23 protein-coding genes, 1 tRNA gene and 1 riboswitch are annotated in these 22,457 nt (G+C 43.5%); of the genes, 19 read left to right on the top strand and 5 right to left on the bottom strand.

Going from position 1 to position 22,457, the window contains the following annotated elements:
• The 9 genes from B3V56_RS01995 (at position 1) to dhaL (ending at position 8,373) form a co-directional block, all read left to right on the top strand.
• A tRNA-Phe gene (locus tag B3V56_RS01995) sits at positions 1–70 on the top strand.
• Between the two features lie 317 nt (positions 71–387).
• On the top strand, positions 388–1,587 hold the full coding sequence (locus B3V56_RS01990) for a porin (protein ID WP_289282378.1): 1,200 nt from the start codon (positions 388–390) through the stop codon (positions 1,585–1,587).
• Positions 1,588–2,032: 445 nt separating this feature from the next.
• Positions 2,033–2,998, top strand: coding sequence for an ABC transporter substrate-binding protein (locus tag B3V56_RS01985; RefSeq protein WP_289283919.1), 966 nt, complete (start codon positions 2,033–2,035; stop codon positions 2,996–2,998).
• Positions 2,999–3,106: 108 nt separating this feature from the next.
• Entirely contained in the window at positions 3,107–4,054 is a 948-nt protein-coding gene (locus B3V56_RS01980) for an ABC transporter permease (RefSeq protein ID WP_286303592.1), read from the top strand.
• A gap of 9 nt (positions 4,055–4,063) precedes the next feature.
• Positions 4,064–4,972, top strand: a complete 909-nt coding sequence (locus B3V56_RS01975) for an ABC transporter ATP-binding protein (RefSeq protein ID WP_289283918.1) — start codon at positions 4,064–4,066, stop codon at positions 4,970–4,972.
• Positions 4,972–5,736 (top strand): creatininase family protein, encoded by a 765-nt coding sequence (locus B3V56_RS01970; protein WP_289282375.1) that lies wholly within the window; start codon positions 4,972–4,974, stop codon positions 5,734–5,736. Before B3V56_RS01975 ends, B3V56_RS01970 begins: the two co-directional genes overlap by 1 nt.
• Positions 5,737–5,762: 26 nt before the next feature.
• Positions 5,763–7,133: a type III glutamate--ammonia ligase gene (glnT, locus tag B3V56_RS01965; protein WP_289282374.1), complete on the top strand. Its 1,371-nt coding sequence runs from the start codon at positions 5,763–5,765 to the stop codon at positions 7,131–7,133.
• 85 nt (positions 7,134–7,218) lie between these two features.
• On the top strand, positions 7,219–7,668 hold the full coding sequence (gene nikR, locus B3V56_RS01960; protein ID WP_007147022.1) for a nickel-responsive transcriptional regulator NikR: 450 nt from the start codon (positions 7,219–7,221) through the stop codon (positions 7,666–7,668).
• 75 nt (positions 7,669–7,743) lie between these two features.
• A complete protein-coding gene (gene dhaL, locus B3V56_RS01955; protein WP_289282373.1) occupies positions 7,744–8,373 on the top strand; it encodes a dihydroxyacetone kinase subunit DhaL in 630 nt (209 codons plus the stop codon).
• On the opposite strand, the gene dhaK is transcribed toward dhaL, so the two are convergent.
• Together dhaK and B3V56_RS01945 are read right to left on the bottom strand one after the other, a co-directional pair.
• Positions 8,370–9,356 (bottom strand): dihydroxyacetone kinase subunit DhaK, encoded by a 987-nt coding sequence (gene dhaK / locus B3V56_RS01950; RefSeq protein ID WP_289283917.1) that lies wholly within the window; start codon positions 9,354–9,356, stop codon positions 8,370–8,372. The two genes, dhaL and dhaK, sit on opposite strands and share 4 nt — an antisense overlap.
• Before the next feature lie 24 nt (positions 9,357–9,380).
• A complete protein-coding gene (locus B3V56_RS01945) occupies positions 9,381–10,226 on the bottom strand; it encodes an HAD-IIA family hydrolase (RefSeq protein WP_289282371.1) in 846 nt (281 codons plus the stop codon).
• A 193-nt stretch (positions 10,227–10,419) separates the two neighbouring features.
• Between B3V56_RS01945 and hxlA (B3V56_RS01940) the strand changes: the two genes are divergently transcribed.
• The 7 genes from hxlA (B3V56_RS01940) to prmB all read left to right on the top strand — a co-directional run bounded on the left by hxlA (B3V56_RS01940) (position 10,420) and on the right by prmB (position 16,653).
• Positions 10,420–11,061: a 3-hexulose-6-phosphate synthase gene (hxlA, locus tag B3V56_RS01940; RefSeq protein WP_007147026.1), complete on the top strand. Its 642-nt coding sequence runs from the start codon at positions 10,420–10,422 to the stop codon at positions 11,059–11,061.
• Positions 11,062–11,372: 311 nt separating this feature from the next.
• On the top strand, positions 11,373–11,690 hold the full coding sequence (locus tag B3V56_RS01935) for a hypothetical protein (RefSeq protein WP_286303584.1): 318 nt from the start codon (positions 11,373–11,375) through the stop codon (positions 11,688–11,690).
• Between the two features lie 150 nt (positions 11,691–11,840).
• Positions 11,841–12,824, top strand: coding sequence for a transaldolase (locus B3V56_RS01930; protein WP_286303583.1), 984 nt, complete (start codon positions 11,841–11,843; stop codon positions 12,822–12,824).
• 166 nt (positions 12,825–12,990) lie between these two features.
• Positions 12,991–13,626, top strand: a complete 636-nt coding sequence (gene hxlA, locus B3V56_RS01925; RefSeq protein ID WP_286303582.1) for a 3-hexulose-6-phosphate synthase — start codon at positions 12,991–12,993, stop codon at positions 13,624–13,626.
• 11 nt (positions 13,627–13,637) lie between these two features.
• Positions 13,638–14,177, top strand: coding sequence for a 6-phospho-3-hexuloisomerase (hxlB, locus tag B3V56_RS01920; RefSeq protein WP_286303581.1), 540 nt, complete (start codon positions 13,638–13,640; stop codon positions 14,175–14,177).
• A 143-nt stretch (positions 14,178–14,320) separates the two neighbouring features.
• Positions 14,321–15,730 carry a 3-isopropylmalate dehydratase large subunit gene (gene leuC / locus B3V56_RS01915; RefSeq protein ID WP_289282370.1) on the top strand — a complete coding sequence of 470 codons (1,410 nt, stop codon included), beginning with the start codon at positions 14,321–14,323 and terminating at the stop codon, positions 15,728–15,730.
• Positions 15,727–16,653: a 50S ribosomal protein L3 N(5)-glutamine methyltransferase gene (gene prmB, locus B3V56_RS01910; protein WP_289282369.1), complete on the top strand. Its 927-nt coding sequence runs from the start codon at positions 15,727–15,729 to the stop codon at positions 16,651–16,653. Before leuC ends, prmB begins: the two co-directional genes overlap by 4 nt.
• Here prmB and B3V56_RS01905 read toward each other — a convergent pair.
• Positions 16,650–17,963, bottom strand: coding sequence for a diguanylate cyclase domain-containing protein (locus B3V56_RS01905; protein WP_289283916.1), 1,314 nt, complete (start codon positions 17,961–17,963; stop codon positions 16,650–16,652). The two genes, prmB and B3V56_RS01905, sit on opposite strands and share 4 nt — an antisense overlap.
• A 57-nt stretch (positions 17,964–18,020) precedes the next feature.
• Entirely contained in the window at positions 18,021–18,692 is a 672-nt protein-coding gene (mutH, locus tag B3V56_RS01900) for a DNA mismatch repair endonuclease MutH (protein WP_289245368.1), read from the bottom strand.
• 117 nt (positions 18,693–18,809) lie between these two features.
• Between mutH and B3V56_RS01895 the strand changes: the two genes are divergently transcribed.
• Both B3V56_RS01895 and B3V56_RS01890 read left to right on the top strand, forming a co-directional pair.
• Positions 18,810–19,676 (top strand): ABC transporter ATP-binding protein, encoded by an 867-nt coding sequence (locus B3V56_RS01895; RefSeq protein ID WP_339608409.1) that lies wholly within the window; start codon positions 18,810–18,812, stop codon positions 19,674–19,676.
• 5 nt (positions 19,677–19,681) lie between these two features.
• Complete coding sequence (locus tag B3V56_RS01890; protein WP_286303577.1) at positions 19,682–20,464, top strand: ABC transporter permease; 783 nt, start codon at positions 19,682–19,684, stop codon at positions 20,462–20,464.
• On the opposite strand, the gene dusA is transcribed toward B3V56_RS01890, so the two are convergent.
• Entirely contained in the window at positions 20,461–21,453 is a 993-nt protein-coding gene (gene dusA, locus B3V56_RS01885; protein ID WP_289282364.1) for a tRNA dihydrouridine(20/20a) synthase DusA, read from the bottom strand. The genes B3V56_RS01890 and dusA overlap by 4 nt on opposite strands.
• Before the next feature lie 72 nt (positions 21,454–21,525).
• Here dusA and B3V56_RS01880 point away from each other — a divergent pair, with 72 nt between their 5' ends.
• Entirely contained in the window at positions 21,526–22,218 is a 693-nt protein-coding gene (locus B3V56_RS01880) for a M48 family metallopeptidase (RefSeq protein ID WP_289282363.1), read from the top strand.
• 71 nt (positions 22,219–22,289) lie between these two features.
• A riboswitch (S-adenosyl-L-homocysteine riboswitch) is annotated at positions 22,290–22,368 on the top strand.
• Positions 22,369–22,457: the final 89 nt, after the last annotated feature.

Below are 22,457 nucleotides of genomic sequence, written 5' to 3'. Positions count from 1 at the left end.
ATAGCTCAGTTGGTAGAGCAAGGGATTGAAAATCCCTGTGTCCCTGGTTCGATTCCAGGTCGAGCCACCACGGATTATAAAAAACCCAGACTTCTGAAAAGAAACTGGGTTTTTTATTGCCTGTCACTTTTGTTGCATAATTTCCACAATAAATTCTTATCCCCACAGCAACACCTATCACGCATTATTCCGTTATTTCGCATAGCAGAGAACGAAAGCATTGTGGTAAAAAAAACACAGAAATGTGATTTTCTCGTCAAAATTAAAAAAATTGTTGTAAAAGTGTTGCATTAGATTTTTTTATATGCAAAATAGCTAACAACCGAGACATATCCGGTTACGAGAGAGACTTAAAGTAATCTGTTAACAATTAGAAGGTGAAACAGAATGAAATTATTAAAAAAATCAACACTGGCTTCTTTAGTCGGTGCAGCAGCATTAACAGCTGCTGGTGCAGCTAACGCGACAATCGTTGTCGGTGGTGAAAACGGCTACGAATTCAGCGTTGACGGTAACATCAACCAATTCTTCATCGCTAGCGACCAAGACAGCGCTAACGGTGGTTTCGATCAAAACAACCAACAAGTAGCTAACGGTCTGTTACCTACATTCTTTGGTTTTAACGTGGCAATGCCTGAAATCAATGGCCTTAAAATTGCAGCACGTGTTTCTATCTCACCATCAACTAACAATGGCAGCTACTTCAACGAAAACCAAGGCGGTAACGACGCTATGGAACAACGTGAAGCATTTGCAACAGTTGACGGTTCATTCGGTCAAATCATGTTAGGTAAAGGTCTAGGCCTTTATGCAGCTAACAACATCCTGTTGGACCAAACTTTATACGGTGTAGGTGCGACTGGCGTCACAGCAGCTGGCGATCAAAACACTGGAACAACTTCATTAGGTCGTATCGGTTGGGGTTATGAGTACGCTAACTGGCGCTCACAAATCCGTTACACCACTCCTGATATGAACGGCTTTAAAGCTGCTGTTGCAGTAATGGATTCTGATGACTTTTTACAAGCGACTGGTACTGGCTTTGAAAAAGACGCTCGTTATGAAGCATCTTTAAGCTACGCTACAGCATTTGACGGCGGTTCTATGAAACTGTGGTTAGATGGTATGACTCAAGACGTTCGTTACAGCAATGCTACAGGTAGCGAAACTTCTGATGCTTACACTGTTGGTGGTCAATTAATCTTCGGTGGTTTTGAAGCAGTTGCTACTTACTATGACAGCAAAGGTCAAGGCGTTAACGGTTTAGGCACTGGCGCTTTCAACACAAATGGTAGTGCACGTGACGGTGATGGTTACTACGCACAGTTAGGTTACCGTTTTGGTGGCCAAACATTTGTTGCCGCTTCTTACGGTGAGTCTACTTTAGACAGAGACAACACCAACGCAAGCCTTGGTGATGCTGCTGACTTAGATACTAACTCTATGGCAACTATTGGTATCTACCATGATGTAACAGCCAACCTTAAATTGGTTGCTGAATACTCACAAATGGAAACTGAATACCACAACCAATCATCTGATGATGAAGTTGATGTATTATCTTTGGGTGGTTTCATCAGCTGGTAAGCTAATCTGAAACAATTCATTTGAATTGGTTCAAAGCTTAATAAAAGAGCCTCAACCTTCGGGTTGGGGCTTTTTTTATACTCTTCTTTTCGCGATCCCAACCTCCTCTTCTATTTAATAAACATCATTTCCAAATTAGCTTCTACAACAGCGCGCACTTTTGGGGCTTTTTATCAATTCACGTGTCTTTTTAGTGCATAAGCATCTGGAATTAGCCGATGTAAAATACTGCAATAAGATCAGATCTTCTCTTATTACCATTTCACTTACTATTCACTATAACCCGCTGAAAGCCATATTTTTATTGGTTTTACTTCAATATTGCCTCATCCATTTATACCAATTTTTCTCTCCTAACCATACAACGCCCCATGGTCTGGCACAGTTACTGCAAAACCTAGTATTACCAAATTGGTAAATCGTAATACTAACCGGGGTATCTAAAATGAAAAAAAGACTATTTCTTTCTGCTTTCGCAGGTTTATTACTTTCAGCTAATGCCAGCGCAGAACCACTAAAAATTGGCTATAGCGATTGGCCAGGTTGGGTGGCTTGGGAAATCGCCATCGAAAAGAAAATGTTCGATAAAGTTGGTGTGGATGTGCAATTTGAATGGTTTGATTACGTAGCCAGTATGGACGCCTTCGCTGCGGGTCAGTTAGATGCAGTAACAATGACTAATGGTGACGCTCTAGTCACAGGTGCCACAGGTGCCCAAAATGTCATGATCCTGATTAATGACTACAGTAACGGTAACGATATGATTGTGGGTGCGCCCAGCATTAACTCCATTACCGATCTGAAAGGCAAAAAAGTTGGCGTCGAACTCGGCTTTGTCGATCATTTATTATTGCTGAACGGTTTAGAAAAAGCCGGTATGACTGAAAGTGATGTTGAACTAGTGAATGTGCCCACAAATGAAACACCACAAGTCTTGGCATCAGGCCAGGTCGAAGCTATTGGGGCTTGGCAACCAAACTCAGGTCAGGCATTAGATTTAGTGCCAGGATCGAAACCTATTTACACCAGTGCCGATGAACCTGGTCTTATTTATGATGTGTTAGCTGTTTCTCCATCAAGCTTGGCAACTCACCGCGATGAATGGAAAAAAGTGATCGATGCCTGGTATATGGCGGTTGATTACCTCAATGATCCAAAAACACGTGATGATGCCATCAGCATCATGGCTGCTCGCGTTGGTATTGAACCCGAGGCGTATAAAGACTTTATCGATGGTACTAAGATTTTGACTAAAGAAGAAGCTCAAGGCTTTATGAAAAAAGCAGACGGCTTTGGTTCGCTTTATGGTTCAACAGAAATTGCGGATCAATTCAATGTCGACAATAAGGTCTATGCCGATAAACAGACTGTCGATAATTACATCGATCCTTCTCTTTTATTAGGCGAGTAAAAGACTAATAGGCACCGTTCATCAACCGGTGCCTCCCCCTCTTCCTGAAATTTTATGTCATGACCAGGCAGGGGATCGTGTTGTCTGAAAATAGCAAAGGTACTGTTTATGTCACTCTTTTCAGTTAATAAACCGCTTGAGCCGCGTAGTCGACAATTAGTGACTATCAGCAGTTTTGTATTACCCATTCTTCTTTGGTGTCTGGTCAGCTATGTCCCATTTATTTGGCACCCGGAAGTAGAAGTCACTTTACCCGGCTCTGTGAGTTACTTTCGTGAAGGAATGCTAGTTGATAAAGAGGTTTTTAATGCTGAACTCGACAAAGCTTCCGCAGCAGGCAAGGCCATACCAGAAGGCATACCGGCCAACCCTATTTATTTGCCCGCGCCACATGAAGTTGTCACCGCTTTCTATACGTCGTTTACCACCGAACCCAAACGTAGCAGTGAGCTGTGGTTACACGAAAGTCTATGGAGCAGTATTCAGGTTATTTTTTATGGATTCCTTTTGTCATCCATCATAGGCATTCCCCTTGGCGTCTTGGCTGGGACCTATGACTTTTTCTCTCGATTATTTGAACCCTTTATCGAGTTCTTCCGCTACCTACCTGCGCCAGCATTTGGTGCATTGGCGGTGGCGATTCTTGGGATTTATCAAGCGCCAAAAATTGCGATTATTTTTATCGGTACCTTTTTCCAGCAGGTTTTGATCGTCGCCAATACCACCCGAAAACTGGACCCAGCCTTACTGGAAGCGGGTCAAACATTGGGCGCAAATAATCGCTCCATGCTATTTCGCATCGTATTACCTGGCATTTTGCCGGATTTATACCGCGACACCCGCATCCTGCTTGGCTGGGCCTGGACCTATTTGATTGTGGCGGAATTAATTGGCACCAGCTCAGGTATTACCTGGTTTATCACCCAACAAGCACGCTACAAAAACTTCGACAACGTCTTCGCCGCCATCATGATGATCGGCATTTTAGGCCTGACCATTGATTTATTACTCGCCTGGTTTGGACGTCGTCTTTTCCCTTGGCAGAAAGCGAATTAGGAGCACGAGATGAGTGAACCAACCTTACCCGATTATCGCGTTCAGTCAGATGCTGTTCGAGACCGTTTTGCCCGCATCAAAAAACGTCCAGTCACCATGGAAGTGACAGGATTAAGTAAAACCTTCCAAAGCCCACATGGCACGGTGACCGCATTAAAAGATATCAATCTGAGCATTCATAAACGTGAGTTTGTTTGTGTGATTGGGCCATCAGGCTGTGGTAAATCCACCCTGATTCGCATTCTGGCTGGCCTTGAGCAAGCCACCGAAGGTGAAGTCAAACTGGATGGCAAAGTCGTCGATAAACCGGGACCAGAACGCGGCATGGTGTTCCAAGGTTATACCTTATTTCCATGGCTAACCGTCAAGCAGAACGTGATGTTTGGTCTACGTGAATCTGGCTATGACAAAGGCACAGCAGAAGCTGAAGCTAGACAGTGGATAGACTTAATTGGTTTAGCACGTTTTGAAAACAGCTACCCCCATCAACTCTCAGGAGGTATGAAGCAACGTGTTGCCATTGCCAGAGCTTTAGCCAATAAACCTAAAGTGCTGTTGATGGATGAGCCATTTGGGGCCCTTGATGCTCAAACTCGCAGCAAAATGCAGGCTTATCTGATGGAGATATGGAAAAACATTGATGTGACGGTGTTTTTCATTACCCACGATCTGGATGAAGCCATTTATCTAGCTGATCGTATTCTGGTGCTAAAAGCCAATCCCGGCGAAGTACAAGAAGTGATTGAAGTACCGGTACCTCAACCTAGAAATCCAGATCAATTTTTATCACCAGAATTTATCGCCACTAAAAAACGACTGGAAGAACTGATTCACCCTCCCAAGCAGGATGATGATGAAGATCACCTGAACCTTGTCCGCATGGTGCCAGTAAATGATGAAGTTGGGAGCGTTTTCTAATGTATGAATTAGCACAAATGACATGGGAAGAAGTAGCTGAGGCTGTAAAAAACGGTGTTGATACCGCTTTACTGCCTGTAGGCGCCACCGAACAGCATGGACCACATATGGGCTGTGGTATGGATTCCGCTATTGCTGACACCTTATGCAAAGAAGTAGCAAAGCAGACACCGGTTATTTTATTACCCACCCAGCCTTATGGTTGTTCTATCGGTCATTCTAAAAGATGGCCAGGCACGATGGCACTCAATCCTAAAACATTGATTGATGTGATTTCCGATATCGGTGACTGGGTAGCCTCTTCCGGTATTAAACGCCTGTTACTGATCAATGGCCATGTGACCAATGCCGCTCCACTTCGTTGCGCCTTGGAAATGCTCAGAGCACGTCATGATGATTTGATGATCGGCTTGGTTCACACCGCTCAAATTTCGGAACGTGTTCGCAAAGCCCATCACGACGATGCTGAAGACTGGCATGCCAATCAAGCCGAAACCGCTTTGATGATGGCCTTACACCCGGAGTTAGTGCGTGAAGATAAATTAGTTGACGCAGATGATCCGGACCGAACTGATGGCTGTGTATTCAGCCATCCTGTCAATCGCACCAGTTTAAATGGCGTGACAGGTAAACCCTCCACTGCAACAAAAGCTGAGGGTGAAGCACTTTTTTCATGGATGTGTGAAGACTTATCTCAACTGGTGATGAGAGCAATTAAGGAACAACCGCCGCTTGATCAAAGCTACCACCAGTCTCTCTTATAAATCATTAACCAAAGAAGGGTAATCTCATGATTAACATCAAAACTGATGATGAAATCAGAAAAATACAAGAAGAATTAAAAAGCAAAGGCGTGAAATACTGCATGGGTACGTATGTGGATATCCATGGCGTACCGAAAGGTAAAGTTGTCCCGCTCTCGCATTTACATCATATGGCACATGGCTCAGAGCTTTATACCGGTTATGCTGTCGATGGTTTGGGACAGCAGCCAAATGATGATGAAATCGCCTCTGTGCCAGATTTAGATCATATTATTCAACTACCATGGCAACCAGAAATTGCCTGGATGCCAGCCGATAATACCCTATACAAAAAACCGTATATGCTCAGTACTCGTGTTTTACTCAAATCTGTACTGGAACAAGCAAAAGAGCTCGGTTATGGCATGAATCTGGGTATTGAAGCAGAAGTTTACCTGGTGAAGAAAAATGAAGATGGCACCCTGTCTGTGCCTGATCCAGATGATAAATTGAAAAAACCCTGTTATGACACTCGCGCTTTTTTAAGTAATTTTAGCTGGTTAGACAAAATGGCCACCAGCATTGATGATCTGGGTTGGGGGCTTTACTCTTTCGATCATGAAGATGCCAATGCACAGTTCGAGTTCGACTTTAACTACGCTGATGCCATTACCAGCTGCGATCGCTTTACTTTCTTGAAGATGATGGCAAAAGAGTATGCGAAACAAGAAGATTTATTAGCGACATTCATGCCTAAACCCTTCTCAAATAAAACTGGAACAGGCGCTCACTTTAATATGTCGCTTTATGATTTGGAGACTGGAGCTAACCTTTTCCAGTGCAAACCTGAAGAAGATGAGCATGGCCTCGGCTTAACCAAATTAGGCTATCAGTTCATTGCCGGTGTTTTAAAACATGGGCCCGCTTTATGTGCGGTGTTTGCTCCAACCGTAAACTCATACAAACGTCTAGTTCGCCAGGGTGATATGCCTTACTTCACTTGGGCACCGGTATTTAACTCGTTTGGCTCGAATAACCGTACCAACTCAGTTCGGGTGCCGATGGGTGGTGGTCGCTGTGAATCACGCAATGCCGATGGCGCTGTCAATCCATACCTTGCAGCCGCTCTGGTGCTCGCAGCTGGTCTAGAAGGTATCAAAGAAGGCCTGGATCCTGGTAAACCCCAGGAACGTAATCTGTATGAATTAACTGAAGCAGAACGTGAGGAATTAGGCATTCAATTCTTACCCAGAACGCTGGACGAAGCCATTCAGGCATTTGCTGCTGATCCGTTTATGGAAGAAGTCCTGGGTAGTGAGCTGAGAAACGAATTTATTCGTTACAAACAAGCTGAGTGGAATGAATACCACACTGTGGTTAGTGCATGGGAAGTGGAGCGCTATAGCCACTTGTTCTAAAAATAAGGTGACATCACCCCGGTTTTAGCCGGGGTGATAGTCTTGTCCATCCAGACAATAATGATGACAAACTTCAGGAGTTCGCATGAGCAAAGAAAAAGTCAGTCGTATCAGTATCTCATTACCTGAAAGTCTGCTGGAAGGTTTAGATGAAATGGTCAGTAAACGGGGGTTTGAAAGTCGCTCTCAGGCTATTTGTGACATGATCAACTTACAAATCAATGAGCACCGTGCTCAACAAGGCGATACCGTGATGACTGGCACCGTTAATCTGGTTTACAACCACTCTGTACCCGGCCTACAGAAGCGCCTACATGATCTGCAATATGAATACATTGATGAGGTCATCAGTAACCTCAATGTCAATTTAACTCACACCAACACTCTTTCTGTGATTTTAGTTCAAGGCCCAGCTAATCGCCTGAACATGATCGCCGACAAAATGATTACACTGCGAGGTGTGGTGTATGGACGCTTATTATTGAACGCCGATATCATTCCACCCATCCACCCGTTACCTCCGAAGCAAACATAAAGCGATGGTTGTCAGTTGACCTGATGCTATGGATTCAGTACTTTTATGCTCTGCGATAAACTCACAGGCCTAAACATGATTGATACCACTTTTCTCCCTCCCCTTCTTGCTGCAATTCAATCTGAAATACTGAACAATGAAGCGGAGATTTCTGCGTTGGATCGAGCTATTGGTGATGGTGACCATGTCACCAACCTATTACGTGGACTTGAGGCGTTGACTAAACAGAATGATGAACTGGTTCAGCTTGATTGGTCAGCAGCATTCATGAAAATGGGTATGACTCTAATGTCTACTATGGGTGGCGCATCAGGCTCATTGCTGGGTTCCATGTTTGTGAGTATGGGGAAAGCCGCTAAAGATCGAGATATGGATCTGACAGCGGTTTCCACTATTTACTCAGCAGGTGTTGAGTCAATAAAAGCGCGAGGAAAAGCCGATATCGGTGAAAAAACCATGCTGGATACCCTGATTCCAGTGATGCAATCATTGCAAAGTGATGCTAAAAAAAATGCAGACAAAGCGGCGGTTCTAAGTAATATGAAAACAGCCGCTACACAAGGTATGCAATCAACTAAAGACATGCTGGCCACAAAAGGAAGAGCATCATTTTTGGGTGAACGCGCCCGCGGTCACATCGATGCAGGCGCTCGTACATCACAACTTATTCTTTGCGTCATTGCTGATGAGTTAAGTAAAAACTAAATCCCCCAACGTAATGCCGCCGTATGTACAGGTGCATCCCAATACTGCAGCATTTCGTCATCCATCAATGTTAGCGTAACAGAGCAACCCGCCATATCCAGTGATGTGGTGTAGTTGCCTACCAGTGAACGCACAATTTCTATACCACGCTCCTCAAAAAAATGAGAAGCGATATCATAGACTAGGTACAGCTCCATTAATGGTGTCGCCCCAAAGCCATTCACATGTAGTAACACGCTCTGTCCTTTCGCTGGCTGCAAATCCTCATCAATCGCTTTAGCCAGTATCTGAACTAACTCATCAGCAGTCGTTAAGTTCATGATTTCACGACCGCGCTCACCATGAATCCCAACCCCCATTTCGACTTCATTATCTGTAATATCAAAAGTGGGTTGACCCAAGGCAGGTACCGTACAACTCGTTAAAGCCAATCCCATCGACGCAGTGGCATTGACGACTTTGTCACCCAGCTTTTTACAAGTGGCTAGATCAGCGCCTGCTTCTGCAGCCGCACCGACGATTTTTTCTACAATTAATGTCCCTGCGACACCTCGACGGCCAGTACTGTGATCTTTGGGTAAGGATACGTCATCATTCACCAGTACAGTTTCATGTGGGCAATCCAACATTTCGGCCGCAATTTCAAAATTCATCACATCACCGGCATAATTTTTAACAATAAACAACACGCCAGCACTCGCTTCAACAGTCTGAGCAGCCATCATCATTTGGTCAGGAGTAGGTGATGTAAACACCTGTCCAGGACAAGCCGCATCTAGCATGCCTTTTCCCACCAATCCAGTATGTAATGGTTCATGACCAGCACCACCACCAGAAATCAGAGCGACTTTATTTTCAGACTTATTTTTTCGACTAACAAAGTGGGGTTGTTGATTGAATTGAATAATATCGCTGTGTGCTCTAGCAAACCCACTCAAACTTTCCTCAAGCACACTGTCCACAGCATTGATTAATTTTTTCATCTCTCGCTTCCTTTTTATATCTAGCTAGTTTTTCAAGGCCTTGGTGAGTGCCGCCAAATCATCCAGAATCCATGTGGGTTGATAATCAACCTGCTCAACATCCTCAACAGAAGACACACCGGTTAATACTAAGACACTGCGGATACCCGCATTAACAGCACCCAAAATATCCGTATTAAGACGGTCACCTATCGCAACGGTTGTCTCTTTTGTTGTACCTAAAATTTTCAAAGCCTGTTCGTACAAAATAGGCGCTGGTTTTCCAATTGATATCGGCTTGACACCGGTCACAGATTCGAGTGCAGCAAGTACGCCCCCATTACCCATAACTTCACCGAGCTCAGTAGGTAATGTGGCATCTGAGTTTGTTGCATAAAAGGCAGCACCCGCATTGATATTTAGGGTTGCCGTTGCCAATTTATCCCAACTTAAGTGGCGATCGAGTCCTGACACAACAATATCTGCTGTTCGCCCTGTGATACCTTTTTCAGGCTGATCTACTTCGTATAACTCTGTCAGCACAAATCCATTATCACGCAGGGGCTGTTTTAGACCATCCTCCCCGATTACAAAAACGCGTTTTTTATCTGCTGATAAGTGTTCACACAAATAGCTAACTGTGGCCATACTGGAAGTGAGAATTTCGTTCGCAGCGACATCAATATTCATTGAGGCTAATTTTTCTATATATTGCTGCTGAGTCAAACTGGCGTTATTTGTCGCCAAAACAAAAGGTATGTGTTTTTTTCTCAATAGTTGAAAAAACGCTTCCACTCCTTTCATGGGTTTATTGCCATGCCAAAGCACCCCATCCATGTCAATAATCAGACCAGCTACATTATCCAAACAGACCGCAGATTCTGTATTCAAAATAGATCCTCGCAACTATGTAATTTGGTCAAAAAGAGTCGCATAATGCAAATCATTGTGTCCAGTAATAAAAAAGAAGCTAAATGTTGAGATCAAGTCAAAAATTGACAGCATCTGCAAATCTGCTTTATAGTCTGCGAGCGTATTTTCAACGTAATAACTCATAAATTAAATTAATTAGGAGCATGTCAGCATGGCAAAAGCACTTATTCAAATGGCACTGGATTCTCTGGATTTCGATCAAACAATCGCGCTTGCAGAGCAAGTTGCTCCTTATGTCGATATCTTAGAAATCGGTACACCTTGCATTAAATATAACGGTCTTGAACTGGTTACTGCACTGAAAAGCAAATTCCCTAACAACCTGATCCTGGTTGACCTGAAGACAATGGACGCTGGTGAATACGAAGCGACTCCATTCTATGAAGCAGGTGCTGACATCTGTACAGTATTAGGTGTTTCTGACAAAGCGACAATGGGCGGCGTAATCAAAGCAGCTAACGCTAACAACGCTGAAGCTCAAATCGACTTAATCAGTGTTAAAGACAAAAAAGCAGTTGCAACTGAAGCAGCTCGTAACGGTGCTCAAATCATCGGTGTTCACACTGGTCTTGACGCACAAGCTGCTGGTCAAACACCTTTCGCTGATCTGAAAGATATCGCTAGCTTAAACTTAGGCGTGCGTATTTCAGTAGCTGGTGGTCTGAACAAAAACACTATTCAAGACACTGTTCGTGCTGGCGCAACAATCGTTGTTGTTGGTGCAGCAATCTACGGTGCGGATTCTCCAGCTGAAGCAGCTAAAGAATTACGTGCTTTAGTTGACGCAGCATAAGCAAATATTGCTTAAAGAAGAAAATAAAACGAGTGGTCAATGACCGCTCGTTTTTTTTCATGCTTACCTGGTTGATTTATTAATTTAAATAATGAGGTAAGATATTGGTCAATGTGTATTGATAATAATTACGATTTTAATTGACCAATATCAATAATTCAGGATGGGTTAGTCACAAATCAAGTCGACTTTTAGGCATATGCTAAGGTTCTTCCGACTTGCCACGATTAATCTAAAATAGTAATTTACCCGTTGCACCAACCTCGTTTTGTTGGGCAGATGGGGTTAAAATGTAACAGGGGTATAATATTATGAGTGACAAAGGTTTCTTAGCATCAGTTTGTGGATTTTTTAAAAGCCTGTTTTCATCAAGTCCTAGTTCTGCTCCAACCAGCAGTGCTAAGCCAAGCAGCCCAGCAGCAGCAAAAACGAATGATGGTTTGACAGGTGTTGAGCGTTATATCAGAAACCAATCGAATAGTGGCTCACAACTAACTGGTGTTGAAAAATACATCAGAAATAAAGCAACAACCGTCACCGTTATCACTAGCGTTGAACAATATATTCGTAACAAAGCACAAGCTAAACCAATGACAGGTGTTGAACGTTACATTCAAAGCAAAGGTTAAGTTAACCTTCAGCTTGCACCCAAGATTTACGGAATAAAGCCGGGCAGTAGTCCGGCTTTGCCGACATAATAATCAAAAAAATCAACCATACAGTCTGCGTGATATCACGTTGACTGTTAATTTTTAACTTAAAAATTAAAGGTACGAAACATGGCTACTTTACTTGATCAGCTTAAGGAAATGACCGTTGTTGTCGCCGATACTGGTGATATTCAAGCTATCGAAAAATTTACACCTCGTGATGCTACAACTAACCCTTCACTGATTACTGCTGCAGCTCAAATGCCACAATACCAAGGTATTGTTGATGACACATTGAAAGCGGCTCGTGAAACATTAGGTGCAGATGCACCCGCGTCAGAAGTAGTTTCTCTGGCTTTTGACCGTTTAGCTGTTTCATTTGGTCTGAAAATTCTGGATATCGTTCCAGGTCGTGTATCTACAGAAGTTGATGCGCGTTTGTCATTTGATACTGAAGCAACTATCGCTAAAGGTCGTGACCTGATTGCTCAATACGAAGCAGCAGGCGTTTCACGTGAGCGTATCCTTATCAAAATCGCAGCAACCTGGGAAGGTGTAATGGCTGCTAAAGTTCTGGAAGAAGAAGGTATTCACACCAACTTGACTCTAGTCTTTGGTCTGCACCAAGCGGTAGCTTGTGGCGAAAATGGTATCCAACTGATTTCACCTTTCGTTGGCCGTATTCTCGACTGGTACAAAAAAGACACAGGCCGTGATTCTTACGAGCCAGCTGAAGATCCAGGTGTTGTTTCTGTTACTCAAATCTATAACTACTTCAAGAAGTTTGGTTTAGAAACCGAAGTAATGGGCGCGAGCTTCCGTAATGTCGGTGAAATCACTGAGTTAGCAGGTGTTGACCTTCTCACTATTTCTCCAGCCCTACTGGATGAATTACATTCAACAGAAGGTGACTTACCACGTAAGTTAAATGTTGAAGATGCGAAAGCATCGGATGTTGAACGCATCAACATGACAGAAGAAACCTTCAAAGCTATGCATGCTGAAGACCGCATGGCGACTGAAAAATTACAAGAAGGTATTGATGGTTTTGCTAAAGCTCTTGAAACACTTGAAGAGTTACTGGCTAACCGTCTTGCAGAACTGGAAAGCTAATTCGTCAGAATTAAATTTCCCCGTATTCAGCCCACTCCATTGGTGAGTGGGCCCGAATGCAGCAGGGTCAGTGAAATTGACTTGTCACTGATTTCTGCATATAGTCCCGCTTCACATAAGCAAGCGTGATAACAATAATTTTTACTATAAATTAGGAGTATGTAACATGGCTGAAATCCAAATGGCTCTTGACTCATTGGACTTTGACGCAACAATGGCTCTGGCTGAACAAGTAGCGCCATATGTCGATATCCTTGAAATCGGTACACCTTGTATCAAATACAACGGTCTGAAACTGGTTAAAGCATTGAAAGCAGCTCACCCAGACAAAAAAATCCTGGTTGACCTGAAAACAATGGACGCTGGTGAATACGAAGCGACTCCTTTCTTTGAAGCTGGTGGTGACATCACTACAGTTTTAGGTGCTTCTGACATGGCTACAATGAAAGGCGTTATCAAAGCTGCTAACGCAAACAACGCTGAAGCTCAAATCGATTTAATCGGTGTTGAAGATAAAGCGGCTGTTGCTAAAGAAGCGGCTTCTAACGGTGCACACATCATTGGTGTTCACACTGGTCTTGACGCACAAGCTGCTGGTCAAACACCTTTTGAAGATCTGAAAACTATCGCTGGTTTAGGTCTGAACGTTAAAGTTTCTGTTGCTGGTGGTATCAACAAAGATACAATCCAAAGCACAGTTCAAGCTGGTGCTGACATCGTTGTTGTTGGTGCGGCTATCTACGGCGCTCCATCTCCAGCTGAATCTGCAAAAGAACTGCGTGCATTAGTTGACGCAGCATAAGGATTAGAAAAATGACAATGCATCGTGATCTAGTTGTAAACAAAATCACTGATATTTTAGGGGCTACTGACAGTTCTCTTGAAGCTGAATTCGTTGCCATGTGTGATGGTGCTAAACGCATCTTCATTACAGGTGCCGGACGTTCACGTCTTGTTGGTAACTTCTTGGGTATGAGGTTGATGCATAGTGGTTACACCGTATACGTTCAAGGTGAAATCAGCACACCTAGCATCCGTGAAGGCGATTTATTAATCGTTATCTCAGGTTCAGGTGAAACAACTCAGTTGGTTTCATTCGCGAACAAAGCTAAATCGGAGAAAGCTAAAGTAGTATTAATCTGCTCTAAAGCAAGTTCAACGATTGGTGATATAGCGGACAAGACAATTCAAATTGGTAACGATGATAGCTTTGCTCCTACAAAGGGCATGCCTATGGGTACTATGTTTGAATTATCGACATTGATTTTCTTGGAAGCCATCGTTTCTCATCTTATCCATGAGAAAGGTATTCCAGAAGAAGAAATGCGATACAGACACGCTAATATGGAATAATCACTTTTCCTTAGCAGTAAAAATGAAACGGGTAACTTTCGGGTTACCCGTTTTTTTTTGCCATCAGTTCAGATAGAGCTTACATCTCTGACGCTGTATAATGCCAGGATACTTATAACTCACTAATCGGTTTTAATAGAGATATGTCAGCAAAAACACTTTACGATAAGCTTTGGGAACAACATGTCGTTCGTTCTGAGTCAGATGGCACGACAGCTTTACTCTACATTGATCGTCACCTGGTTCATGAAGTGACTTCCCCCCAAGCATTCGAAGGGCTCCGTTTAGCTGAACGTAAACCTTATCGCCTAAATTCAATTTTAGCGACGCCAGATCATAACGTCCCCACTTCACATCGCGAACAAGGGATTGCTGACCCTATTTCACGTTTGCAAGTAGATACGCTCGATAGCAACTGCGTCGAATTTGGTATCACTGAATTTGGATTAAATGATTTACGGCAAGGTATTGTGCATGTTGTTGGACCCGAGCAAGGCGCGACACTGCCTGGTATGACGGTAGTTTGTGGTGACTCTCACACATCAACTCATGGTGCTTTCGGTGCGCTAGCGTTTGGTATTGGTACTTCCGAAGTCGAACATGTCATGGCGACTCAATGCCTGATTCAACGTAAGTCCAAAAACATGCAAGTGCGTGTCGAGGGTCAGGTTAAACCCGGCATCACAGCGAAAGATATCGTTCTGGCTATCATTGGTGAAATCGGTACTGCAGGTGGTACAGGCTATGCAATCGAATTTGCCGGTGAAGCGATTCAGGCTTTGAGTATGGAAGGTCGCATGACAGTCTGTAATATGACCATAGAAGCTGGCGCACGTGCGGGGATGATTGCGGTTGACGAAACCACGATTAACTATCTGAAAGACCGTCCTTTTTCGCCCTCTGGTGAAAACTGGGATAAAGCCGTCAACGCTTGGCGTGAACTTCACTCAGATGACGGCGCCCATTTTGATAAAGTCGTGGTACTCAAAGCAGAAGAAATTAAACCTCAAGTCACTTGGGGCACGTCTCCTGAGATGGTTGTTTCAGTTGATTCGTCTATTCCCGATCCTGTCAAAGAATCAGATGCCGTTAAACGCAACGGCATGGAAAAAGCGCTCAAATATATGGGGCTACAAGCTAATCAGCCGATTACAGATATCTATTTAGACCGAGTATTCATTGGCTCCTGCACAAACTCTCGCATTGAAGATCTGCGTGAAGCTGCAGAAGCCATTCAGGGCGGTAAAGTCGCTGACAGTGTGAAACAAGCCATGGTTGTGCCTGGCTCTGGTTTAGTTAAACAACAAGCAGAGCAAGAAGGTTTAGATAAGCTCTTTATCGAAGCCGGTTTTGAATGGCGTGACCCGGGCTGCTCAATGTGTCTGGCCATGAACGCGGACCGTCTCGAAGCAGGTGAACATTGTGCATCGACGTCAAACCGCAACTTTGAAGGCCGTCAGGGGCAAGGTGGTAGAACACATTTAGTCAGCCCCGCTATGGCTGCAGCAGCTGCGATAGCTGGTCACTTTGTTGATATCACACAAAACGTATGATTGATTACCTAGCTGTTCAATCTGAATTAAATACTTTTCGTGATTTTTTACGATGGTCTACATCCCGCTTCAATGAAGCGGGATTATTTTTTGGTCATGGTAATGAGGATGCATTTAATGAAGCATCACAATTGTTACTGAGTAGTTTGCATCTTCCTGTCGATACGCTTCCGGATGTATTTCTTGACGCCAGACTCACGCAGGATGAGAAGCGGACCCTACTCATCGCTATTGAAAAGCGGATTGAGAAACGTATTCCACTACCTTATCTCACCAATGAAGCTTGGTTTGCTGGTTTACCTTTTTTTGTGGATGAACGAGTCCTTATTCCCCGCTCCCCTTTTGCTGAATTAATAGAAACACAGTTCCAACCATGGGTCGCTGCACCTGACTCCATCACACGAATTATAGATATGTGTACTGGTAGTGGTTGTATTGCTATCGCATTGGCAATGGCCTTTGAGCAAGCTGAAGTCACAGCCAGTGATATCAGTTCTGATGCCTTAGATGTCGCTAGAGTAAATCGTCAGAAATATGGATTAGAGGATCAACTGACGTTGCTTGAGTCGGATATATGGCAAAAGATATCTACCGATGAAAAATATGATCTGATTATCAGTAATCCGCCCTATGTGGGAGCAGAGGAAATGGCTTCTTTGCCTGAAGAGTATCGACATGAGCCAAACTCAGCACTTGAAGCAGATGATAATGGTTTAGCCTTAGTCACAAAAATTCTTTCCGGTGCGGCCGATCATTTGACAGAAAATGGTCTGATATTTATTGAAGTAGGTAACACCGATCTCGCTGTGGATGATAAATGGCCAGAGATTGCGTTTACCTGGTTAGAGTTAGAAAATGGCGGCCACGGTATTTTCATGCTGGACAAAGACCAGTGTGAACTCTTTAAACAGCTTTACGGCTAATCGTTATCACTCAACTCGGGAATAGATTCAGGCTCTGTATACACTTTAACGCAATTGCGCCCCGCCATTTTAGCCTGATACATTGCTTTATCTGCTAACTCAAACAAACTGTTGAGATTATCGTTATCTGTTTGCCGTAATTGAGCAATCCCGACACTGACGGTCACGTCTAAGTCAGCTGGTTTGAGTTTTCTCAAACGTTGCACCATGCGATCCATCATATTTTTTGCTGAAGCTAGGTCGCACTCAGGCAAAAGTAAAACCAACTCATCACCAGCCCAGCGAGCAACAAGATCCACGTCACGCACATGACGTTTCAACCATGAACCAAGCTCAGCTAACATCTGATTACCACGTTCAAACCCATGATGTTCATTAATATCTTTGAGGTGATCGATATCAATCACAGCCAGAGATAAACAACGGCTAAAGCGGTAAGCCTCACTGAAGTATTTACCTGCGAATTCACGAAGTGCATGACGATTAAATAAGCCCGTCGTATCATCCAGCATAGCCAGACTGTGTAAAGACTTTTGCTGGGTACGCAGTTCCTGTGTCGTTTGGTAGCTGGTGACATGATTAAATACACGCTGTCTCAACTCTTCACGCACAATCGGTTTTGACACATAGTCATTAACGCCAAGATGGAATAGTTCAATCTTACGAGACATATTGTCAAAACCAGACGTAGCAATAATGGGCACATTGCTATATTCACTTTGCATACGCCGAATTTTTCGTACCAGCGTAATGCCACTCATACTGCCTTCAAGCATAATATCTGTAATGACCAGATCGTAGTCACCACCTTTAAAGGCCTCCCATGCACTTTCGGCATAGTTGTAGGCGTCAACATCCAGCCCCATATCTGTCAACAAATCGATAATAATGGTTTGCAGTACCCGGGAGTCTTCGATAAATAGAACTCGCCCACTTAATTGTCGTGTCTCACGCTGGCTGATTCGACAAAGATAAGTATCCATTTCTGACATATCACTTTTACTGAAGATATCAGTCGCACCAGCCAACAGTGCCTGTTTAAGAATCTTTGAATTATCATGCTCTGTTAGCACTAACAGCGTGGCAAAATCGTAGCCCTTCAAAGCTCTGAGCTGACTACAAAACTCACTACTGGCATAGTCAGACAGATTGTCAGAACAGCACACTAAACGATACTTTCCTGCCGCGGCTTTTACCAAGCCTTCGCCACCTGTTTTGGCGGTATCTACGTTGAAACCAGCCGACTCTAATAAATTGAACATATGCTCACAAAAATCTGGTGAGCTATCGATAACTAGTGCGTTTAGCATGTCTCTCTACTTTTCCGAGTAAAACAAAATTAGTCCATTAATTTTGCAACGTTACCATCAATTTAACGCCTTCGCGAGTAACTGCTTGGTAAAAACGGTTCTTAGATAAAAACCGCGAGGATTCATAAAAACCGTTTCGCCTTCACTATCCGAACTTTTTGCAAGAACTCGACTGTGTGCTGCTTTAGGTCTGACTTGTAAATATTGCCCCTCTCTGGCTGTCAGTTCAGACTGCTCTCCCATCGTTAAACGATCCATCAATTCTTCCCAGTCAGCTTTTAATAAATTTTCTTCTGACGGGTCAGGTTGCCATAACCAGCCACTCCCAATGTAACGCTCAGCAAGCGGAATAGATGAGTCAGCCTCAATGGGTATCCACAATACATGTGAGAGTTTTCTTTTTACCCAACTATTGTCCCAACTTAAGGCTTCGTATTCGCCTGTTGAAACAGTGCAAACATAGGTCGACTCTTTCGGTTCACCATTGGCGTTTAAAGGTAAGGTTTTTAATTCAATGCCTAAGGAGATAAAATCTGGTTCAGCCTGATTACCGGCATCAGCACCAAGACAGGCCTCTAATAGCTGACCAACCCATCCTTTATTCCTCATGAGATCTGCAGGTACAGCGCAACTCAACTCCTGTGCAATCTGACCTAAGCTTTTTCCAGCGATTTGCTGACAGCGCCGCATTAATTCATCTATTGTTTTGGGAGGGGATTGTCTAAACATATTTTTCAAAATTCTCATCTCGCTGTTGGCATGATAACCTAGCCACCTTTATCACGCTTGAGAGAGACAGTGAAAGCATTATCTATCAAGAATCTAAGCAAAACTTACCGCAATGGCATGCAAGCCTTAAAAGAAATTAACCTGGATGTAGAGCAAGGTGATTTTTTTGCTTTGCTCGGGCCTAATGGTGCGGGAAAATCAACGACTATCGGTGTTATCACCTCACTGGTGACTAAAAGTACAGGATCTATCCAGGTTTTTGATACGGACCTGGACATCGATGCTGAACAAGCTAAAAGCTATATCGGACTGGTCCCACAAGAGTTTAACTTTAACGGTTTTGAGCAGGTTAAGCATATCCTTGTCGCCCAGGCCGGCTATTATGGTATGCCCGCAAGCCAAGCTGAACCAAGAGCAGATGAGTTACTCAAACAGCTGGGTTTATGGGGAAAAAGAGACACCCCTTCTCGCTCCCTGTCAGGTGGCATGAAACGTCGACTGATGATTGCTCGTGCGTTGGTTCACAATCCAAGATTACTGATTTTAGATGAACCAACTGCTGGCGTTGATATTGAGCTTCGTCGTTCCATGTGGACATTTTTGAGAAAAATTAATGCCGAAGGCACCACCATTATATTGACGACACATTATCTTGAAGAAGCCGAGAGTCTATGTCGCAATATCGCGATCATCGATAAAGGGCAGATAATTGAAAACACCGATATGAAGTCCCTACTCAATCGCCTTGATAAAGAAACCTTTGTTCTCGACCTCAAAGAACCACTAAACGATACATTCCAGCTCAAAGGCTTCGATTATCAACAAATCGATAACACCACTTTAGAGGTTGAAATTCACCGTGGTGAATCGTTAAACAGTGTTTTTGAACAACTGAGTCATACAGGTATTGAAGTCACCAGCATGAAAAATAAAGTAAATCGTTTGGAAGAATTATTTCTCAACCTTGTTGAGAAGTCGGAGTAATACCTATGACACCAACTCGTCGCCAAAGACACTGGGTCGCCTTTTCCACATTGCTATATCGTGAAATCCGTCGTTTCTTCAGAATATGGCCGCAGACCATCTTGCCCCCAGCCATTACGATGACTTTATATTTCATCATTTTCGGTAATCTCATAGGTAGCCGTATTGGTGAAATGGGTGGTTTCAGTTACATGGAATATATCGTGCCTGGCATTATCATGATGGCCGTGATCAATAATGCCTATTCAAATGTGGCCTCCTCGTTCTTCAGTGCCAAGTTCCAAAATCACATTGAAGAGCTGATTGTGGCACCCATTCCGAATTACTTGATTTTGGCAGGTTATGTCGCAGGTGGTACGGCTCGGGGGCTGTGTGTGGGGATTATCGTGACACTGGTATCACTGTTCTTTACTCACCTGCCGGTGGAACATATTTTTATTACCATCAGCATGGTATTTCTCAGTGCGGTTTTATTTGCATTGGGTGGGTTCATCAATGCGATTTATGCACGCAGTTTTGATGAAATTGCCATCATCCCGACCTTCATTCTAACCCCGCTAACCTATCTGGGTGGAGTGTTTTACTCTATCGATTTATTGCCAGACTTTTGGCAAAACGTTTCACTATTGAACCCTATTTTGTACATGGTCAATGCTTTTCGTTACGGTATGCTGGGCATTTCAGATATCCCTATCATGGCAGCCTTTGGCATCATCATGTTGTTCATCGTAGCACTCACCGTATATGCCTTATATCTGTTGAAAAAAGGCACTGGCCTCAGAAACTAAACCTTGTCGACCAGACTTAAGGCTTGTTGAACTGTGTGAATGCCTGCGTCTCCTAAGTGGGCATTCTCACTTAAATGCCGCCGCCAGCGTCTAGCACCTGGTTGGCCTTGAAATAAACCTAGTAAATGTCGTGTGATAGATTTCAGCGGTCGTCCTTGTTTCATTCTTTGCTCGATATACGGCAACATAGCTTCAATGACATCATGTCGACTTGGCTTGTCAGTAGCCGCTTGCAGAAAAATGCGTTCATCCGCATCGATAAGCAGGTACGGGTCATGATAAATCGCTCTACCCAGCATGGCGCCATCCACATATTGCAGATGCTGCTGGGCTTCCACCAAACTATGAATACCGCCATTAATATCGATGTGTAGGTGTGGATAGTCCTTTTTGATGTGATAAACACGTTCATAATCCAGGGGTGGCACATCACGATTTTCTTTTGGACTTAAGCCTTTAAGCCAGGCCTTACGGGCATGTAGAATGAAAATATTACAGCCTGCAGCTGATACAGCATCAACGAAATGAGTCAGAAACTCATAACTGTCGTGCTCATCTATGCCCAAACGGGTTTTTACAGTCACTGGTATAGTCACCGCGTTTTTCATCGCCGCTACGCCTTCAGCGACTAAATTCGGTTCAGCCATCAAGCAAGCGCCAAAACTGCCCGATTGCACTCTGTCACTTGGGCAGCCGACATTCAGATTAATTTCACTATAACCAGCATCTTCGCCCATCTTGGCACACTCAGCCAAAGCAGCGGGGTCAGAACCGCCCAGTTGAAGTGCCAACGGATATTCAGCGGCATCATGTGCTAAAAATCGCTGTCTATCACCATGAATCAACGCCCCTGTGGTCACCATTTCTGTGTAGAGCAAAGCATGTTTCGAAATAAGCCGTAACAAATAACGAAAATCACGGTCGGTCCAATCCAACATGGGTGCAACGGATAATTTTCTGGAGTCTATAAAAGATAATGATGATGACATGATTCAATTGACGTAGATTAATGGGACATTTTCTCAAATCAGCTCACAAAAATCTGCTTATAACGATTATTTATGACACATACACACCCTGAAGGCTTTGATTACACCATTATTCGCAGTTCACGCCGTAAAAGTATGGCGTTGGTTATTAAGCAAGGTGAAGTCATTGTGCGGATACCAACGACACTTGCAGTCAAAACAGCACAAGACTTTGTGGATAAAAAAAGGGCGTGGATAAAACAAAAACTTGAACAACTGCCAGTCACCAGAGACACCGTTTACGCAGATGGGGAGTCTTTTTTATTTCTAGGGAACATGTATCAATTAGATATTCATACCAGCAGCGCTGAAAATACCATTAAACACATCGACAATCGCATACAGCTCTATACCAAGAAAAAAGATATATCGGCAGAAGGTATTAAACGTCAACTGGAAAAATGGTACCGGCAACAGGCTAATGAAATTCTGACATCACGATTTTTTCAATTGGCGGAAGCGTATCAGTTCTTTCCTAAAAGTCTTACCATAAAAACCTATAAAGCTCGCTGGGGAAGCTGTTATCGCTCGGGCGATATTCAGCTCAATTGGAAACTTATCATGGCCACTGACAAAGTCATTGATTACGTCATCCTTCATGAGCTTTGTCACCTCCGGCATCATAACCATTCAAAGGCTTTCTGGCAGTTGGTAGCGGACATCTGTCCTACATACAAAGAACATAAGCTATGGCTGAAACAAAATGGAGACCGATTAACGCTCTAGACCACGCTGTGTGACGACTTTGTGAAGATAATTAAGCTTGAAAAATTCTCTATATAGATTAATATGTCATTTCGAATAAGGAACGCTGCAACAGGTGGTTAACCTGCTAGGCTTATTCAATACTCCATTATTTAACTGCGTTCATTATTAACAGGTAACTGATAGTAATGAGCGAGATTTATTCCCCCTCAAATAGCACAACTATCATTACCACAATCTCATTGTAATGAGGAAGTTGA

Source organism: Methylophaga sp. UBA2513, assembly GCF_002341285.1.
Lineage (GTDB): Bacteria > Pseudomonadota > Gammaproteobacteria > Nitrosococcales > Methylophagaceae > Methylophaga > Methylophaga marina.
This window is presented reverse-complemented; position numbering and strand designations above follow the sequence as displayed.

What these genes read in the sequence shown, in the direction of transcription:
- B3V56_RS01980 (WP_286303592.1), top strand. Translation starts at nt 3,107, where the DNA reads ATGTCACTCTTTTCAGTTAATAAACCGCTTGAGCCGCGTAGTCGACAA.
- B3V56_RS01930 (WP_286303583.1), top strand. Translation starts at nt 11,841, where the DNA reads ATGGCTACTTTACTTGATCAGCTTAAGGAAATGACCGTTGTTGTCGCC.
- nikR (WP_007147022.1), top strand. Translation starts at nt 7,219, where the DNA reads ATGAGCAAAGAAAAAGTCAGTCGTATCAGTATCTCATTACCTGAAAGT.
- hxlA (WP_286303582.1), top strand. Translation starts at nt 12,991, where the DNA reads ATGGCTGAAATCCAAATGGCTCTTGACTCATTGGACTTTGACGCAACA.
- prmB (WP_289282369.1), top strand. Translation starts at nt 15,727, where the DNA reads ATGATTGATTACCTAGCTGTTCAATCTGAATTAAATACTTTTCGTGAT.
- B3V56_RS01990 (WP_289282378.1), top strand. Translation starts at nt 388, where the DNA reads ATGAAATTATTAAAAAAATCAACACTGGCTTCTTTAGTCGGTGCAGCA.
- dhaL (WP_289282373.1), top strand. Translation starts at nt 7,744, where the DNA reads ATGATTGATACCACTTTTCTCCCTCCCCTTCTTGCTGCAATTCAATCT.
- mutH (WP_289245368.1), bottom strand. Translation starts at nt 18,692, where the DNA reads ATGTTTAGACAATCCCCTCCCAAAACAATAGATGAATTAATGCGGCGC.
- B3V56_RS01895 (WP_339608409.1), top strand. Translation starts at nt 18,810, where the DNA reads ATGCAAGCCTTAAAAGAAATTAACCTGGATGTAGAGCAAGGTGATTTT.
- hxlB (WP_286303581.1), top strand. Translation starts at nt 13,638, where the DNA reads ATGACAATGCATCGTGATCTAGTTGTAAACAAAATCACTGATATTTTA.
- hxlA (WP_007147026.1), top strand. Translation starts at nt 10,420, where the DNA reads ATGGCAAAAGCACTTATTCAAATGGCACTGGATTCTCTGGATTTCGAT.
- B3V56_RS01970 (WP_289282375.1), top strand. Translation starts at nt 4,972, where the DNA reads ATGTATGAATTAGCACAAATGACATGGGAAGAAGTAGCTGAGGCTGTA.
- B3V56_RS01905 (WP_289283916.1), bottom strand. Translation starts at nt 17,963, where the DNA reads ATGCTAAACGCACTAGTTATCGATAGCTCACCAGATTTTTGTGAGCAT.
- dusA (WP_289282364.1), bottom strand. Translation starts at nt 21,453, where the DNA reads ATGTCATCATCATTATCTTTTATAGACTCCAGAAAATTATCCGTTGCA.
- leuC (WP_289282370.1), top strand. Translation starts at nt 14,321, where the DNA reads ATGTCAGCAAAAACACTTTACGATAAGCTTTGGGAACAACATGTCGTT.
- B3V56_RS01975 (WP_289283918.1), top strand. Translation starts at nt 4,064, where the DNA reads ATGAGTGAACCAACCTTACCCGATTATCGCGTTCAGTCAGATGCTGTT.
- B3V56_RS01935 (WP_286303584.1), top strand. Translation starts at nt 11,373, where the DNA reads ATGAGTGACAAAGGTTTCTTAGCATCAGTTTGTGGATTTTTTAAAAGC.
- glnT (WP_289282374.1), top strand. Translation starts at nt 5,763, where the DNA reads ATGATTAACATCAAAACTGATGATGAAATCAGAAAAATACAAGAAGAA.
- dhaK (WP_289283917.1), bottom strand. Translation starts at nt 9,356, where the DNA reads ATGAAAAAATTAATCAATGCTGTGGACAGTGTGCTTGAGGAAAGTTTG.
- B3V56_RS01880 (WP_289282363.1), top strand. Translation starts at nt 21,526, where the DNA reads ATGACACATACACACCCTGAAGGCTTTGATTACACCATTATTCGCAGT.
- B3V56_RS01985 (WP_289283919.1), top strand. Translation starts at nt 2,033, where the DNA reads ATGAAAAAAAGACTATTTCTTTCTGCTTTCGCAGGTTTATTACTTTCA.
- B3V56_RS01890 (WP_286303577.1), top strand. Translation starts at nt 19,682, where the DNA reads ATGACACCAACTCGTCGCCAAAGACACTGGGTCGCCTTTTCCACATTG.